Source organism: Candidatus Hoaglandella endobia (assembly GCF_900044015.1).
GTDB classification, from domain to species: Bacteria; Pseudomonadota; Gammaproteobacteria; order Enterobacterales; family Enterobacteriaceae; genus Hoaglandella; species Hoaglandella endobia.
Map to the genome: position 1 here is coordinate 399,492 of NZ_LN999835.1, position 16,694 is coordinate 416,185.

Sequence of the window (16,694 nt, forward strand, 5' to 3'; positions counted from 1 at the left end):
TTTACTTCTCTCCTAATAGACATGCGACAGTAGTGCGGTCGGAGTAATGCAGCCGCTGTTGGCCAATAATTTGATAATTTTCATGGCCTTTGCCTGCTACAAGTATCAAATCTGTAGGGGCAGCTTGCATGATAGCACTGGTCACAGCTTCAGTACGACCAGAGATCGTCTGCGCGCCGTCCGCATCCAGTAGGCCGCTTAGAATATCGTTTATGATATCCTGCGACACTTCATTGCGGGGGTTATCGTCAGTAATGATTACCTGATCAGCATACTTTTCGGCAATAGCACCCATAAGTGGTCGTTTTACCTTATCACGATCGCCTCCGCAGCCGAATACGCACCATAGTTTACCGTGGCAATGTAACCTAGCCGCCTTAAGCGCTTTTTCCAGCGCATCAGGAGTATGAGCGTAATCTACCAATACTGTTGGTTGTCTATCAACATGAAATATTTCCATCCGACCGCATACTGACTGCAGATTGCTAGTAGTAGCCAGTAAAGCAGGTAGCGGATAATCTAGTGCCAGCAATGTTGCTAGCGCTAAAAGTAAATTGTTAACGTTGAATTCGCCTACTAATTGGCTATATAGTAATCCTGTACCCCAACTTGAACGGAATGAAATTTCCGTGCCGTGCGCGTGATAATGTACCTTATCGGCACAGAGCCAGTTTCCTTTCCATAAAGTAGGTAAATCGCCACTGATTGATACTGCTACCGCCTGTGGTAGTTGTTCTAACCAGCGCCTACCGGTTGCGTCGTCGGCATTTATAATACGCTGGACAACATCCAACTCGTTAAATAAACGCCATTTTGCCGCTTCGTACTGCACCATATCACAATGGTAATCCAAATGATCGATACTTAGATTGGTAAAAACCGCGGCAGCAAAATGCAAATGGCTAACCCGATGTTGCACCAGACCGTGGGACGATACTTCTATTGCCGCTAAACTAGCACCCTGGTTTTTTAAACTAGCAAGCAACTGTTGAATTTCTACAGGTGAACCAGTGGTATTAGTTGCTGCTGTATTATTAATCTGCCCAATAATACCTTTTCCCACGGTGCCCATGACTGCGCTTACTTTGCCTAACAGATGCGTCCATTGAGCTAATAGATGGGTAGTCGTGGTTTTACCGTTGGTTCCGGTCACGCCAATTAAGTGTAATGTGCGGGAAGGTTCGCCATAAAATCGGCCTGCTAACACTGAAAGAAGCTCATTCAGCCGACGGAGATAAATAACCGGCACGCCGTGCAAAATACTAATTTTAACTTCTTCGGTATCATCTTCTGATTGTGCAACAACAGCAGCAACTCCTTGCGAGATAGCCTGAAGAATATAGCGCCGTCCGTCCGTCTTATGACCGGCGACGGCTATAAACACATCGCCTGTAGCTGCGGTACGGCTGTCTAGCGTCATTTCCCTCAACACTTGATCTGGAGCTTCAGGCACCCAGGGGGCTAGTAACTCACGCAAATTACGATCGTTCACCTGATATCTCTTTTAGCTTTTAGCTTATTAATAACTATGCTAGTTTTTTCTTTAGTATGCGGCAGAGCATCTGGCTCAATATTCACTGAGCGCAGAATACCACCCATGATGGAGCTAAACACCGGCGCAGATACTGTTCCTCCATAGTATTTGCCGCCCTTAGGATCATTTATCACAACCACCAGTGCAAAACGTGGGTTACTTGCCGGCGCAACACCGGCAGTATAAGCAATATATTTATTGATGTAGTTGCCGTTCTGGCCTAATTTTTTAGCGGTACCAGTCTTAATCGCGATGCGATAGCCTTTTATGGGGGGGGTATTGGTGGTGCCCCCTGCAGGCAATGTCACGCTTTCCATCATATGGACCACGGTACGCACCAGCGGTTCAGGGAACAACCTCTTTCCTGCTACTGGCATATCGACCCGGGTAATAGACAACGGGCGCAACATACCCATCCCGCCAATGATGGCATATACTCGTGCTAACTGTAACGGCGTTACCATTAAACCGTAACCGTAAGAGAAGGCAGCCCTTTCCATATCTGACCAACGTTGTTTTTTGGGTAATAAACCACGACTTTCCCCGATTAATCCCAAATTAGTTGTTTTACCTAATCCAAAACGTGAGTAAGTTTCTACCAGTGCTGAGGACGGCATTGCTGCCGCTAATTTAGATACTCCTACATTACTAGATTTTTGTAAAATACCGGTTACAGTCAACTCAGCATAACGCGATACATCCTTAATGTAATGACTATTAATCATGTATGGTAGCGTATTAAGTACACTATTTTTTTTTACTACTCCGCGTTGCATAGCGGTCATTATTACCATCGGTTTTACCGTTGAACCTGGTTCGAAACTATCAGTAATAGCGCGGTTACGCATCATATCTATAGTGGTACCGGTAAGATTATTAGGGTTATAAGAGGGACTATTAGCCATAGCTAGAACTTCTCCGGTATTGACATCAACTAATACTGCAGTGCCCGATTTGGCTTTATTAAAAGCCACCCCATCATTAAGTTTTCTATACACTAAATTTTGTAGTCTTGCATCGATACTTAATACTAGATTGTGTGCCTCCTGACTATTTACAGAAGAGATATCCTCGATGACACGATCAAAGCGATCTTTACGTATCGTGCGTTCGCCTGGATAACCAGTCAACCACTGGTTGAAACTCTTTTCAATGCCCTCTATTCCTTGACTATCAATATTAGTAATACCAATAAGATGTGCTGTTATTTGGGTAGTAGGATAATAACGACGTGACTCCTGACGTAAGTAGATACCGGGCAGTTTAAGTTTGTTGATATAATCGCTAATAGTAGGATTTATCTGGCGTGCTAAATAAATAAAACGCCCTTCAGGATTTGCCTTCTTAAGGCGCGAGTATAGCTGGCCTAGGGGGATGGAAAGAGCGCCGGAAAGAGCCTTCCAGCGACTGTCGAAGTTGATACCTCCTTGATCTTTAAGTTCTTTTAAATCGGCCCAAATAGCGTTAACTGGTACACTAACTGCTAATGGTCGACCGGCACGATCACTGATCATACCGCGTGCAGTAGATACCTGCTGTACGCGTAAGGAACGCATATCACCTTCGTGTACCAGTAGTTGTGAATTAATAACTTGTAAATAAGCAACCCGCAGTATCAACCCAAATAGCGCGAGCAGAATAAAACAGCACAGCAATGCAAAACGCCAGCTAACAAAGCTGATCTTAATCTCCTGATGCTTCATCTTTTTTATTGTGCGTGTGACGACTGTCATCTAGCGTGAACAATTCATAAGCAAATTACGGTTGAACCACAATATGTTCTTTCGACTGATCTACATACTGCATTTTTAGTTGCTCAGTTGCGATATGCTCTATGCCGCTGTGACCTCCTAGCGTATTTTCTTCCAAAATCAAATTTCGCCATTCGATATCTAACAAATTTTGCTCTAGCCCTATCTGTTCCCGCTCGGCAGTCAGTCGGCGGGTCTGATAAGTAGTTGTTATTACCAAAATTGCAGAAATTAACACTGAGATCAACAGCAGCAGCGGTAATTTATCGTATCTTAGTAAGTCACTACCTATTATAGAGGTAAGTCTATGTCGTTTATTACCAATCATAAAGCCAGTTTTTCAGCACAGCGTAACACCGAACTACGTGCACGCGGGTTATCATTTATCTCCTGCGCCGAAGGATGCATTTTCCCTACTGCTTTTAGTATCCTTTTATTCGGATACAGCTGTGCTATTTGGATTTCTGTAAGCGATAATCCAACAGGTACCTGCGGCCAGCTACTGTGCTGGCGGATAAAATGTTTTACTAATCTATCTTCTAATGAATGGAAGCTTATCACAGATAACCTACCACCGGGTGCTAATACTTCTAATGCGCCATTTAGCGCCTGTTTAATCTCTTCTAGCTCGCTATTTATATAAATACGGATGGCCTGGAAAGTGCGCGTAGCCGGATGTTTATGCTTGTCTTGAAACGGGCTAGCATTGGCAACTAACGCTGCAAGTTCGCGGGTACGTGTTATCGGTTGCTGCTGATTTTGTAGAAAAATAGCTTTCGCGATGCGTTTAGCAAAGCGCTCCTCTCCGAATGTTTTTAACACCCAAGCAATATCTTCTGTGCTCGCTTGTACCAACCATTGTGCAGCCGACTGACCGCGCGTATTATCCATACGCATATCTAATGGCCCATCACACATAAATGAAAAACCGCGCCGCGGATCTTCAATCTGCGGTGATGACACGCCCAAATCAAATATAATTCCTTTGATACTTCCCAACAAATTCCATTGGTTCATGTAATCAGAAATGGCAGAGAATGGTCCATGAATAATAGTAAAACGCGGATCTTTTATAGCCCGCGCTGCATCGATAGCTTCTGGATCTCTGTCGATAGCAAACAATCGCCCTTTATCATTAAGATTTGATAAAATCAAACGGGAGTGACCGCCGCGTCCGAAGGTTCCATCAAGATATATGCTGTCTGGTCGAATATTTAGATAATTAACCGCTTTATCCAGTAATACGGTAGTATGTTTATAATTCATAGTTACCTTTAATTTAAATAGTAATATTATGATTACAGCTTAACTTTAATGTTCTTAAAAAAAGTTATTAATCCTAGTAAATTTATCGCTATTTAAAAAAATAACTTATTCAAGAATACTAGTTTAATTTTTATTTCTATCTCTCTAGATAGAGATCGTAGTTATTATGATTTTAACAGGTAAATATATTAATTTTAATAAATTCTATAAATAGAATTAACTATATTTGTATTGATTACTATGATAGTAAATTAGAAAGATAATTTTATACGTTATCAGCACTGTATCTATCTAGGTAGTCTACTAAATTAGTAGAATATAACTATAATGATTTATTTTTTGTATTTTAAATAAAAAAAATGGTTGACAATTTATGATGGTATGATAGAATAATATTCAATATAAATTGAAGCTGAATAATTAAGATTAGTAAAATTAATATATATTATTAATATTTCTATGTAAATATAGTTATGAAACTATAATCTATGGTTTTAATTTAGTAAATCTAATTTATAAACTAGTAATAATTATTTATTTTTAAATACTTTTTTTTGTATAAAAAATCTAAACTAGGCGACAAATTAGTCTAGTATAATTTATGTTTAATCTATGTAAAAAGGTAAGTTTGATATAATTTATAATTATGATATTATAATATAGATTGTCGAATTATCCCTCATTACACTTTTTATGAGGCGCTTGAATCAGTTTTAAAGATTAAAAACTGTAACTATATATAGTTCCTATTTTAAAAATAGGAATAATCAAGGTTTTTTATAAAACGGTATAATTACCTATGAGCAGGACTTACCACATTTCAGTTTTACCAGGCGACGGTATTGGCCCGGAAATTATGGCGCAAGCTTACAAAATCATTGAAGCGGTGCGGCAACGTTTTGCCGTAAACATCACAACAAAAGAATATGATGTTGGCGGAGCGGCCATAGAAATCCATGGAAGTCCGCTGCCCGTTGGTACTATTTCTGGTTGCGAAAAATCAGATGCAATCCTGTTCGGCTCGGTAGGTGGCCCGAAATGGGAGCATTTACCAGCGGCACAACAACCGGAGCGCGGCGCGCTATTGCCGCTACGTAAACACTTTAAATTATTTTCTAATTTACGTCCGGCGCGACTCTATCCAGCGCTATCAAAATTTTGTCCACTGCGGGCCGATATAGCCAATCGAGGCTTCGATATTTTATGCGTACGTGAATTGACTGGCGGTATTTACTTTGGCCATCCAAAAGGCCGAGAAGGTACCGGACATAATGAGCATGCGTTTGATACAGAAATTTATTACCAGTTTGAAATTGAACGTATTGCGCGCATCGCTTTCGAAGCAGCACGTAAACGACGCTGTAAAGTTACCTCAATTGATAAAGCTAATGTGCTGCAAACCTCAATTTTTTGGCGCGAAGTGGTGAACACTATAGCAAACAATTACCCGGACGTGACACTATCTAATTTATATATAGATAACGCCACCATGCAGTTAATTAAAGATCCATCTCAGTTCGACGTGATACTATGCTCCAATCTTTTCGGCGATATTCTCTCTGACGAATGCGCCATGATAACTGGATCAATGGGGATGCTACCATCGGCTAGTCTGAACGAACAAGGCTTTGGTCTGTATGAGCCTGCTGGTGGTTCAGCGCCAGATATCGCCGGTAAGAATCTTGCAAATCCGGTAGCGCAAATACTGTCTACAGCAATGCTGCTGCGCTACAGTCTAGGACTAGACGAAGCCGCTGAAGCTATTGAGCTAGCGGTAAATCAGGCTCTGGAAGCAGGTCACCGCACTGCAGATCTTGCCAGTAACGGAAAAATTGTAGGAACTAGCGACATGGGCGATATTATCGCCGCCTTAATCTGTTAAGGTAAATTGGGAAGGGACATTAAAGGGCATGGGTAAATCTTTATATCAAAAACTATATGATGCACACGTGGTCTATGAGGCTAAGAACGAAACTCCGATTCTGTATATTGATCGCCATTTAGTACACGAGGTTACTTCTCCCCAAGCGTTCGATGGTTTACGCGCTCAGGGACGCACAGTCAGGCAGCCAGAAAAAACTTTTGCCACAATGGATCATAATGTATCTACCCAAACCAAAGACATCAATGCTTGCGGCAAAATGGCTCGTATTCAGATGCAAGAACTTATAAAAAACTGCGCTGAATTCGGAGTGCAGCTATATGACCTAAATCATCCTTACCAAGGTATTGTGCACGTCATAGGCCCTGAGCAGGGCATGACGCTGCCTGGTATGACCATCGTCTGCGGCGATTCACATACTTCTACCCATGGCGCGTTTGGCGCGCTGGCGTTCGGTATTGGTACCTCAGAAGTCGAGCATGTTTTGGCGACGCAAACTCTCAAACAGGGTAAGGCCAAGTCAATGAAAGTTGACGTAACCAGTAAACCTGCACCTGGTATAACTGCTAAAGATATTGTGCTATCGATCATCGGTAGAATTGGCTCTGCAGGCGGCACTAGCCATGTTATAGAATTTAGCGGCGAAGCAGTGAGCGCGCTTAGTATGGAGGGCCGTATGACGCTTTGTAATATGGCGATCGAAATGGGTGCTAAAGCAGGCCTAGTAGCGCCGGACGAAAAGACATACGAATATCTGCAGAATAGACAATTTGCCCCCAAAGGAAAAGATTGGCACCAGGCATTGTTATATTGGAGTACGCTAAAATCAGATGTTGACGCACAATTTGACACATTATTTACGCTGGATGCTCGCGATATTGCACCCCAAGTTACTTGGGGGACCAATCCTGGTCAGGTTATTGCTGTTAACCAGGTCATTCCGTCACCGGAATCGTTCAGTGACCTAGTGGAGCGTAATTCAGCTGCAAAGGCGTTGGCGTATATGGATTTACAGCCAGGTATTCGTCTGACTGATGTAACTATCGATAAGGCTTTTATCGGCTCTTGTACGAACTCACGTATCGAAGATTTGCGCGCCGCCGCCGCTGTTGCCCTTGGTAGACATGTTGCCCCTGGAGTGCAGGCCATTGTGGTACCAGGATCAGGCCCGGTAAAAAAGCAAGCGGAGGCTGAAGGGCTGGACAAAATCTTTCTAGAAGCTGGTTTTGAATGGCGCTTGCCCGGCTGTTCAATGTGTTTAGCAATGAATAACGACCGTCTTAATCCAGGTGAGCGCTGTGCTTCAACTAGTAACCGTAACTTTGAAGGTCGTCAGGGCCGTGGCGGGCGTACCCATTTATTGAGCCCGGCAATGGCTGCAGCTGCGGCAGTAGCAGGCCGTTTCGCCGATATTCGTGATTTAAATTAAGGAAATAAATTGGTAAGGAAATAAATTGGTATGGCTAAAAAATTTAATCAACATACTGGCATCGTAGTGCCGTTAGACAACGCGAACGTGGATACTGATGCTATAATTCCCAAGCAATTCCTACAAAAAATGACCCGCAGTGGTTTTGGTCAGCATTTATTTAACGACTGGCGTTTTCTAGATGCTGCTGGACAGCAGCCTAATCCAGATTTTGTGCTTAATCAGCCGTGCTATCGCGGTGCTAGTATTTTGTTAACTCGTGAAAACTTCGGGTGTGGCTCTTCGCGAGAGCACGCACCTTGGGCATTAACTGATTATGGTTTTCATGCGGTGATAGCCCCGAGTTTTGCTGATATTTTTTATAGTAATAGTTTAAACAATCAATTGCTACCTATTACGCTGCAAGAAGAAGAAGTAGATGAGCTTTTTGCGCTAGTTAAAGATCACGCAGGCATGACTTTTACTATCAATCTGGAAAAACAGCAGGTGCTAGCCGGCAATAAAGTCTATTCGTTTGAGATAGATAGTTTTAGTCGCCACTGCATGATCAATGGCCTAGACAGCATCGGTTTAACTATGATGCATGAAGACGCGATCAGTCAGTATGAAAAATGCCAGTCAGCGTTTTTAAACTGACTAAAAGCATATCCGTATCCGTAATTTTATAATCACTCAGGCAGGAAGGAAAAAACTACAAAAAGATATATTTTAGAACAACAAAATAAAAAAAATTAAAGAAGCCCAACTATAGATTGGGCTAACTGATCTTCAAGTACAGGCTTAGCTTCATCAAATTTTAGATTAACTTTATTAGCAATAGAAACAATGCGAGTCTGATATTTATTATGCTGATTACCTGTCTCTATGCTAGTATGTACTTTATTTCCTAAAGCCCCCTGTCTTAGGGTTGTCTTGTTTAATGTTTGTACCTTAGTACAATTTATTATGCGTTCAGCAATCTGTACATCAGTAATCATTGTATAATTAATATCTTCAATAAGGGCATCTGCTACAGTTCCAGCTAGTCCAGCTACCAGTCCTACACCTAATACTGCACCTATAGAATTATTATTATAGCCGGCTATACCAGCTCCTATAGCCATTCCTGTTAAGCTACTACTACTTTCAAAACCACTTTGCAAACAGCCTTGAGCATCCCTCAATTCTATTTTATCCGCCTTAAGCACATTCGCTTGAATCCAGTAGTGTGCCGTACTTGGCATCTTTACTATTTTATACCCCTTCATACGTAAAGCATGAGATATCTTGCTTTGCAAAGCGCTCATATCCTTATCAGAGGTATTTTTAATTTGCAGATACACGGTCCGATTACTAGATGGCTCAAGAAAAATGGTTTCACTCATCTTAGTTTTTACTTCTAGATTACGTTTCTTGATTGCTGTATTCATAGCACTACAACCGGATAAAAAAAGCATAATACTGATAACTAGAGCTGCCACAATACTTTTATTTATCATCATTGTTTCCTTTATTTTTTTAATTCTTATTTAAAATAATTTCTTTTTTTAAATAAGAATTTTCTGTACTATGTTTTAATTAATTAAAATTTATATTTATATTGAAAATATGATCATAAATTTATAAAATGTTACATATAGCATTATAAATAATGCTATTAATAATAAAGATAAAATATTTATAAGTGTTATATTGCGCTTAAATTTTTACCCGTATTTTTATTTTTTTTTATTTCAACTAGTATATTTTTTATCTTAACCCATTAAAATAAATCAAATATTTTTATATATTAAGATATAACTTGATGTTATTAGATATGCTAATCTAAAATCTAATTAGATTAGATAGATATGCTTAGATATGCTTAGATTATAAACACACAATGTGATAAATTGATTAAGATGAGAAGTGCAGCAGTTACCCTGTAACTATCAGACAATTATATCTAATGACAAAGTCATATTATGACTATTTTTGTTTTAGCACATGATTACGTTTTAGTAACTGCACTTTTTTTATGATCTATCCAGATTAAATAAAATTAGGATATACCTTAGTAGGGATTTCTTTTAAGAAAGAAATAAGAAAGAAAATGGATTAAATAAATCCATCATCGTCATTGCTGAAGTCATCAGTATCTAAATCGTCATTGCTGAAGTCAGCAGTATCTAATTTGTTATTAGACAGAGCATCATTTTGATCAAAAAAATGACTTTCAGAAACTTTGTTAAAGATATCTAGATTACAAGCATCAAAATCTTGAGTTAATAACAAACCACTATCTTCTACAAACGACGTAGTAGGATCATCAATCATATTAATGATCTCGCGATAGGATGAGTGGTGAAACATATGAGTAAGCATATTTCCCAAAACCACACCGCTAGCTACGCCGGCAGCAGTCTGCAAAGCACCGGACATAAAACTGCCACCACGTGGTATATTATTGGAGCACTGTGGCTGTATTATATTGTAGCCAGCCGATGCAAGCGTTGGTTGTGGCGATGGTGGCGATGAATGAAAACGACAACGACCAAACAACCAGCTGAGAAAACCTCTGCCTCTGCTGGCCTGTTGTTGGGCTGCCTGCAACTGGGCAACTTTGTTTTGCAACTGCTGCACCTGCTGATTAAGCCGATTCAGTGCTGCCTCCTGAATCAATATCGACTGCGCCATATAATAAGGCGCCGCAGGCTGTTGCTGAATAAATTTCTGAATATGCTGATCTGCCTCAGAATCCCGCGACCTTGAGCTTTGCTCAACCTGTTTCAGACGGTTAAATAGTCCTTCTATTAGACGTTGCTCTTCAGCTTGCATAATTCACGCTCCTATTCTAAATATTGTAGGCAATACCAGAAAAAGAATGATGATACATAAAACAGAAAAACTAACTAACTGCCAATAAACGCCGAAGAAAAAGATTAATCCAAAACCATACCGGGACTAAACCAATTATGGCGTGAATTGAGAAACTCTAGAACAGACATCACTTTTTTACCAGCCGGTTGCAGTAATGTTAAAGTCAATATACCATCACAGGTGGCAATATGAATACCGGATTTATCTGCAGTCAAAATGGTGCCCGGCACGGACGAAACAGACGGTTGCGTGCATATGCTGGCAGCCCAGACCTTAATCAACTTTCCTGCTAACTGAAAATAACTAATAGGCCAAGGATTAAACGCGCGGATGCAGTGTGCAAGCTGGATTGACGGCAAACGCCAATCCAGACGAGCTTCTTCTTTTTTGATCTTATGAGCATAAGTAGCCTGGGCATCGTTTTGTGGTTCGGCCTTAGCGTTACCTGCAGTGATCTGCTGTAGCGTGGCTAATAAGGCCTCCGGCCCAATTCGGGCTAGTTTTTCGTACAAAGTGGCGCTGGTATCGGCAGGTTGAATATCACACGCCGCTTTGTACAATATCGCCCCGGTATCTAAACCGGCATCCATCTGTATAATCGTTACACCGGTTCGTTCATCACCGGCCAATAATGCCCGCTGAATAGGCGCTGCACCGCGCCAACGCGGTAACAATGAACCATGTACGTTGATACAGCCAAAGCGCGGTATGTCCAGAACTACTTGTGGTAAGAGTAAACCGTAGGCCACCACTACCATTATATCCGCATCAAGCGCCGCTAAGCTCTGATAACTTTCCGCTTCATGTAGTGAAGCAGGTTGAAATACCGGCAGATTATGTTGCTCTGCTAACTGTTTTACTAGGCTTGTCGTCAGTCGATTACCGCGACCAGAAGGTCTATCTGGCTGTGTAAATACGCCGATAACTTTATAATTAGCATGTATCAGCGCTTTTAAATGGCGCGCAGCGAAATATGGCGTACCGGCAAAGATGATGCGTAGAGAATCTGACATAATTATTTATATATTATTCGCTTAGATTATTTTTCTTTCTGGGCATTAACTCGCCTCAGTTTTTTCATTTTATGAAAAATACGCTGCCGTTTAAGCGGCGAGAGATAATCAATAAATAGCTTACCTACCAGGTGGTCCATCTCATGTTGAATACAAATCGCCAGCAAATCGTTTACTTCAAGCTCAAAGCTGTTGCCGTCGCGATCCAGCGACCGCACCTTGACTTTTTCAGCTCTAGGTATGAAGTCACGTTGATTCGGTATAGAAAGACAGCCTTCTTTTATGCCTGTTTTACCACTTTTCTCCAGCAATTCAGGATTGATTAGTACCAGACGTTGTTTTCGGTTTTCAGAAACATCTATAACAATAATCTGCTGGTGGATATCTATTTGGGTTGCAGCTAGGCCAATACCTTCTTCAGCGTACATGGTATCAAACATATCATCCACAATTTGGCAAATGACGTCATCAACGTTAGCCACTGGTTTAGCGATTTTTCGCAGCCGATCGTCAGGATAATGTAATACCTTTAATAAGGACATAGTAATAAGATTAATTTGCATCTGAGTTTAAAATAAAAATCATTTCTAATCTAATAGAGACATTTTATAAGCTAAGTGATAGCCTTAATTAGAACTAATTAAGTTAGTTGCTAAAATAAAGAAAAAACAAAGCATAAAAGCATAAGAGAAAAGATAAGAGCAGACAGAAATTCTTGCTTGTTCTTCTTGAGCTTAAGAAAGAAGAGACATAAGTTTTCCTGGTTTGGCAGGGGCGGAGAGACTTGAACTCCCAACTCCCGGTTTTGGAGACCGGTGCTCTACCAATTGAACTACGCCCCTAAAATTACGCCCCTAAAATAGAAATACGGTGGGGGTAGGAATTGGCCAAAACTAATGCCTACTAAACTACCTCACCATCTAATATATACAGTATCAAATGTACTTTATTATGTTAGGTAGGGTACTGCTGAATGTTACATTGTTTTTCTGTAAAGTCAAGTTATGCTTAATTCTAATATATGGTAGGTTCTAGGTTCTAGGTTCTAGAAGTAGCAAGATCACGATCACTCCAGCGGCGCTGAACCAAGCAGTTTCCAGACCATATCTCCCTCACTATAAGACTGACTGTAATCGGCTCCTCTCAACGTATCTTATAGCATGCCGCTATATTCGTCTAAAATATGCCAGCCAGCACGTTTTCACTTTTAACTTTTTGAGAAAAATCGTATTAGATTTTACGCATACGGGTAATGACTCCTTCAATACTAGCGTCGCCAATAAGACGGCAGGTTAAATAAGATCTCGTGCCCGCAATTCGGTTTTGAGATAAGCATAATAAATAGGAGCAGCCACTAATCCTTCCAGACCAAATGAAGCCTCGAAGATAAGCATTGCCAAAAGCAGTTCCCAAGATTTGGTATTTATACGGCTACCGATGATTTCGGCATTAAGAAAATACTCTAACTTATGAATTAAAATGAGGTATAGCAACATTATACCGCCGACGGTCAACGAAATAGATAGTGCAGAGATGAGCATCATGAAATTGGAGATAAGATTACCGATAATAGGCAACAAGCCAAAAATGAAGGTTGCTATAATCAGCGTTTTACCTAACGGCAAATGAACGCCGAACATAGGCAAAATAACTAGAATCATTATTGAGGTCAAGAGAGTATTGACCAGAGATACTTTTATTTGGGCAAAAACGATCTTGCGAAAAGCCTGAGAAAAATAATGTAAACGTTCTAACAATTGCTGAGTGAAATAGGTGCTTCGGTTAGAAGGTTGATTCAATGAAATTACCGCACTAATGATGAGACCAATGAAGATAGTCATGAAAAAATGGAAAAAACTACGGCCCATATTACGAATTATGGTCATGTTAGATTCAACCAGAGCAAACAGCTGGGCCTTTAACTCTTCAGCGCTTTCTGGCAAAAATGATGGAAAATAATCTGGGATGCTACTGTTAATATCAGAGAATATGCGGTTAGTTTCAGCAGTGATATCTATTCCATGCTGTATATCCGATGTCATAAAACTTACCAGGCTAATAATGCCTAATATCATGACAATGATCACGAACGTGGCGATTAAAATGACGATTACCCACCGCGCTCTGCTACTACCGACCAAGCGCTCAAACCAAGGCGTGAGTGAAATTATCACCTCATAAGCTAGAAAGCCGGCGATAAAGCCGGGAAATAAATTCAGCGGAATAGTTAGAGTCATAAAAAGAAACATCAAAAGGTACGAGATCCCTTTAAGGTAGGTATCGCTCATTCTGCTTTTCCCTCATTGCTTGCCGGTTCTTCTGGTGTATAAAAAATTGGAGAGAATAAAGTATATTGGTGATTGATTATTTATAAAAAGATACGCCATGAAAAGTATATCCTATCAGGTCAGGTATTACTTAAATTAGGATCCTAGCATAAACTCCCCTGTCATGCTGCAAGACAGCTGATAGAAGCAGCCGTTGATGCTGAACTGGACTTCCGGCCGATCCGTAACGATTATTTGCTCCAAAGTTCTATCCAGTCTAAGAGACTAATATTGACTGACCTCTTGAGCTTGAGGTTAAGAGATTTACTACCGTTGCTGTATCGTATCTATATCGTATCTATGAGGCATAGGCATATCGACCAGTAGTCCAGTAGTAATAAGGCATCTGAATCGACTTTTGCGACTGTAAGTACAGAGGATTGATAACTTCTTCACTCGCCTAAAAGGCGAGTGAAGAGATTAACGAAGAATCAAAAAGAAAGTTATTCTAACTGTTGTATTACCGTATACTTCCCCAAGCGTAGGGACCATCTTCTCTTATTATATAGAGGCAATGGTTACTAACTATTTCAACTCGACACCCTTGGCTTGCAAATCAGCATGGTAAGAAGAGCGAATAAAGGGACCGCAGGCAGCATAGGTAAAACCCATTGCCATTGCTTCTTGTTTAAGTTCATCAAATTCCTGCGGGCTGACATAGCGCTTGACGGGAAAATGATAGCTGCTGGGCTGTAAATATTGCCCCAGCGTCAGCATCGTGACACCATGGTTACGCAGATCGCACATGACTTCAATAATTTCAGCACTGGTTTCACCCAGTCCCACCATCAGACCAGATTTGGTCGGTAAATGCGGATTGGCCTCTTTGAAAAGTTTTAGTAACTTCAGCGATAAGTTATAGTCAGCACCAGGGCGAACCTGGCGATACAGGCGCGGCACGTTTTCCAAATTGTGGTTGAATACATCTGGCGGCGCTGCATTGATGATTTCCAGCGCGCGATCCATACAACCGCGAAAGTCGGGCACCAGAGTCTCTATATATATAGATGGATTTATGGAGCGGATTGCGTTAATGCAATCCGCAAAATGCTGTGCGCCGCCATCGCGTAAATCGTCGCGATCGACGGAGGTTATTACTACATAGTGCAGCCCCATGTCGGCGATGGTCTTGGCTAATTTTTCAGGCTCATTAGCATCAGGCGTGACCGGCCTACCGTGCGCGACATCGCAAAATGGACAACGGCGTGTACAAATAGCTCCTAAGATCATAAAAGTAGCGGTACCGCGGCTAAAACATTCAGCCAAATTTGGACAAGAAGCTTCCTCGCACACTGAATGTAGCCCGTTTTTACGCATCGCGTCTTTGATGCTCTGGATACGGCTAGAGCTAGCTGGCAGTTTAATTTTCATCCAAGATGGTTTACGTAAAATTTCCTGACTTGTAAAGGTTTTAATAGGAATTAAAGCTATCTTGTCAGCATCACGGTATTTAACACCGCGTTCCATCTGTATAGGTTTACTCATAGTAGTGTAAGTCCAATTTTTAAGGATATTGTTTAATAACTAAAGTCCGTCAATTTATTAAATTACTCTTGATAAAAAATTTCTTTAAAAGAAAGAAAAGTGGTACCACTAGTTCATTGTAGATCAAAAAATGTAATATAAGAGTAAAAATAAAATGCGGGGCGTAACGTTATACGCTTCTAGTTTGCTTTGCTGAAAATTATCTTAACCACAGACGGCTAAATTCTGTACGGCACACCTGCGGTACCAGGCAGTAGCTGCAAACATTTAGCAAGCAACACCGGCGCGACATCATCAATACCGGTACCGGGAGCAAAATCGCTTACCTGTGTCATGCGCAGACCAACGTAGCCACAAGGGTTAATACGCCTAAAAGGGGATAAATCCATAGAGACGTTTAGTGCTAGACCATGAAAGGAGCAACCTTTGCGGATGCGTAAGCCAAGCGAGCAGATCTTATCTGCCCCCACATACACTCCGGGCGCATCAGTACGGGAGTGTGCATTTATGGAAAAGTGAGCAAGGGTGAGGATAACCGTTTGCTCCAAAAGCTTGATCAACGCGCGTACCCCAAGCTTGCGGCGCCGCAAGTCCAGCAAAGTATACATAACCTGTTGGCCCGGGCCGTGGTATGTCACCTGTCCGCCACGATCGCTTTGGATAACTGGGATATCGCCAGGCATCAATAGGTGTTCTGTTTTACCTGCTTGGCCTTGAGTAAAAACCTGTTGATGCTGCACGAGCCATATTTCGTCGGCGCTGTCGGCGATGCGCCGATCAGTGAAATGTTGCATTGCTTGTGCAACAAGTACGTAGGGCTTTAAGCCAAGCTGGCGGATAATTAAACTTTCTAACAGTTTGTCCTCCTCCAGCTTACAATACCATGCGCACGATGTATATTTTGCCCAATTCTTCATACAGTGTTTTTACTTGTTCGCCATTAGTGGCAGTAATGGTAATAGAAACTGAATAGTAGTTTCCTTTGTTGCTGGGTGTTACCTTTGGTGAATAATCGCCTGGGGCGTAGCGCTGTACCACTTCAACTACTTCATCGACTAATTCGGGCTGAGCGTTACCTATAATTTTATAGGTAAACAGACAAGGAAAGTCGAGCAGTTCATTTAATTTAGTTTTCATAAGAAGTTCTTGATAACCGGTAAAGGCGCACC

At 41.2% G+C, this 16,694-nt stretch carries 15 protein-coding genes and 1 tRNA gene; 3 read left to right on the forward strand and 13 right to left on the reverse strand.

Annotated features, from left to right (window positions below; translation table 11 throughout):
- Position 1: 1 nt before the first annotated feature.
- Genes murE through rsmH form a run of 4 tightly spaced genes read right to left on the reverse strand, consistent with a single transcriptional unit; the run spans position 2 to position 4,551 of the window.
- Positions 2–1,492, reverse strand: a complete 1,491-nt coding sequence (murE, locus tag A4A70_RS01850; RefSeq protein WP_067567905.1) for a UDP-N-acetylmuramoyl-L-alanyl-D-glutamate--2,6-diaminopimelate ligase — start codon at positions 1,490–1,492, stop codon at positions 2–4.
- The gene (ftsI, locus tag A4A70_RS01855; protein WP_067567907.1) at positions 1,489–3,267 is read right to left on the reverse strand and encodes a peptidoglycan glycosyltransferase FtsI; all 1,779 of its coding nucleotides are present in this window, start codon (positions 3,265–3,267) and stop codon (positions 1,489–1,491) included. The genes murE and ftsI overlap by 4 nt, the downstream gene beginning before the upstream one ends.
- Before the next feature lie 25 nt (positions 3,268–3,292).
- Entirely contained in the window at positions 3,293–3,613 is a 321-nt protein-coding gene (gene ftsL / locus A4A70_RS01860) for a cell division protein FtsL (protein WP_067567914.1), read from the reverse strand.
- Complete coding sequence (gene rsmH / locus A4A70_RS01865; protein WP_067567916.1) at positions 3,610–4,551, reverse strand: 16S rRNA (cytosine(1402)-N(4))-methyltransferase RsmH; 942 nt, start codon at positions 4,549–4,551, stop codon at positions 3,610–3,612. The genes ftsL and rsmH overlap by 4 nt, the downstream gene beginning before the upstream one ends.
- Before the next feature lie 799 nt (positions 4,552–5,350).
- On the opposite strand from rsmH, the gene leuB reads away from it, so the two are divergent.
- Genes leuB through leuD form a run of 3 tightly spaced genes read left to right on the forward strand, consistent with a single transcriptional unit; the run spans position 5,351 to position 8,498 of the window.
- Positions 5,351–6,433, forward strand: a complete 1,083-nt coding sequence (leuB, locus tag A4A70_RS01870; protein ID WP_067567918.1) for a 3-isopropylmalate dehydrogenase — start codon at positions 5,351–5,353, stop codon at positions 6,431–6,433.
- Between the two features lie 28 nt (positions 6,434–6,461).
- A complete protein-coding gene (leuC, locus tag A4A70_RS01875) occupies positions 6,462–7,862 on the forward strand; it encodes a 3-isopropylmalate dehydratase large subunit (RefSeq protein WP_067567920.1) in 1,401 nt (466 codons plus the stop codon).
- 30 nt (positions 7,863–7,892) lie between these two features.
- Positions 7,893–8,498, forward strand: coding sequence for a 3-isopropylmalate dehydratase small subunit (leuD, locus tag A4A70_RS01880; protein ID WP_067567922.1), 606 nt, complete (start codon positions 7,893–7,895; stop codon positions 8,496–8,498).
- 95 nt (positions 8,499–8,593) lie between these two features.
- On the opposite strand, the gene traT is transcribed toward leuD, so the two are convergent.
- The 9 genes from traT to ybeD all read right to left on the reverse strand — a co-directional run bounded on the left by traT (position 8,594) and on the right by ybeD (position 16,662).
- A complete protein-coding gene (traT, locus tag A4A70_RS01885) occupies positions 8,594–9,343 on the reverse strand; it encodes a complement resistance protein TraT (protein WP_067567924.1) in 750 nt (249 codons plus the stop codon).
- Between the two features lie 595 nt (positions 9,344–9,938).
- Positions 9,939–10,658, reverse strand: a complete 720-nt coding sequence (locus tag A4A70_RS01890; RefSeq protein ID WP_067567926.1) for a DUF2076 domain-containing protein — start codon at positions 10,656–10,658, stop codon at positions 9,939–9,941.
- 104 nt (positions 10,659–10,762) lie between these two features.
- Complete coding sequence (gene fmt, locus A4A70_RS01895; RefSeq protein ID WP_067567928.1) at positions 10,763–11,713, reverse strand: methionyl-tRNA formyltransferase; 951 nt, start codon at positions 11,711–11,713, stop codon at positions 10,763–10,765.
- Positions 11,714–11,739: 26 nt separating this feature from the next.
- Complete coding sequence (gene def, locus A4A70_RS01900) at positions 11,740–12,255, reverse strand: peptide deformylase (protein WP_067568314.1); 516 nt, start codon at positions 12,253–12,255, stop codon at positions 11,740–11,742.
- A gap of 224 nt (positions 12,256–12,479) precedes the next feature.
- A tRNA-Trp gene (locus A4A70_RS01905) sits at positions 12,480–12,555 on the reverse strand.
- Positions 12,556–13,005: 450 nt separating this feature from the next.
- Positions 13,006–14,001 carry an AI-2E family transporter gene (locus A4A70_RS01910; RefSeq protein ID WP_067567930.1) on the reverse strand — a complete coding sequence of 332 codons (996 nt, stop codon included), beginning with the start codon at positions 13,999–14,001 and terminating at the stop codon, positions 13,006–13,008.
- A 564-nt stretch (positions 14,002–14,565) separates the two neighbouring features.
- Entirely contained in the window at positions 14,566–15,525 is a 960-nt protein-coding gene (gene lipA / locus A4A70_RS01915) for a lipoyl synthase (RefSeq protein WP_067567932.1), read from the reverse strand.
- Between the two features lie 218 nt (positions 15,526–15,743).
- Entirely contained in the window at positions 15,744–16,442 is a 699-nt protein-coding gene (lipB, locus tag A4A70_RS01920) for a lipoyl(octanoyl) transferase LipB (RefSeq protein ID WP_067567936.1), read from the reverse strand.
- A complete protein-coding gene (gene ybeD / locus A4A70_RS01925; protein ID WP_067567938.1) occupies positions 16,399–16,662 on the reverse strand; it encodes a DUF493 family protein YbeD in 264 nt (87 codons plus the stop codon). The genes lipB and ybeD overlap by 44 nt, the downstream gene beginning before the upstream one ends.
- Positions 16,663–16,694: the final 32 nt, after the last annotated feature.

Bases quoted from the DNA above. Each gene is read 5' to 3' on its own strand.
- ftsI (WP_067567907.1), bottom strand. From the start codon at position 3,267: ATGACAGTCGTCACACGCACAATAAAAAAGATGAAGCATCAGGAGATT.
- ftsL (WP_067567914.1), bottom strand. From the start codon at position 3,613: ATGATTGGTAATAAACGACATAGACTTACCTCTATAATAGGTAGTGAC.
- rsmH (WP_067567916.1), bottom strand. From the start codon at position 4,551: ATGAATTATAAACATACTACCGTATTACTGGATAAAGCGGTTAATTAT.
- leuB (WP_067567918.1), top strand. From the start codon at position 5,351: ATGAGCAGGACTTACCACATTTCAGTTTTACCAGGCGACGGTATTGGC.
- leuC (WP_067567920.1), top strand. From the start codon at position 6,462: ATGGGTAAATCTTTATATCAAAAACTATATGATGCACACGTGGTCTAT.
- leuD (WP_067567922.1), top strand. From the start codon at position 7,893: ATGGCTAAAAAATTTAATCAACATACTGGCATCGTAGTGCCGTTAGAC.
- traT (WP_067567924.1), bottom strand. From the start codon at position 9,343: ATGATGATAAATAAAAGTATTGTGGCAGCTCTAGTTATCAGTATTATG.
- A4A70_RS01890 (WP_067567926.1), bottom strand. From the start codon at position 10,658: ATGCAAGCTGAAGAGCAACGTCTAATAGAAGGACTATTTAACCGTCTG.
- fmt (WP_067567928.1), bottom strand. From the start codon at position 11,713: ATGTCAGATTCTCTACGCATCATCTTTGCCGGTACGCCATATTTCGCT.
- def (WP_067568314.1), bottom strand. From the start codon at position 12,255: ATGTCCTTATTAAAGGTATTACATTATCCTGACGATCGGCTGCGAAAA.
- A4A70_RS01910 (WP_067567930.1), bottom strand. From the start codon at position 14,001: ATGAGCGATACCTACCTTAAAGGGATCTCGTACCTTTTGATGTTTCTT.
- lipA (WP_067567932.1), bottom strand. From the start codon at position 15,525: ATGAGTAAACCTATACAGATGGAACGCGGTGTTAAATACCGTGATGCT.
- lipB (WP_067567936.1), bottom strand. From the start codon at position 16,442: ATGAAGAATTGGGCAAAATATACATCGTGCGCATGGTATTGTAAGCTG.
- ybeD (WP_067567938.1), bottom strand. From the start codon at position 16,662: ATGAAAACTAAATTAAATGAACTGCTCGACTTTCCTTGTCTGTTTACC.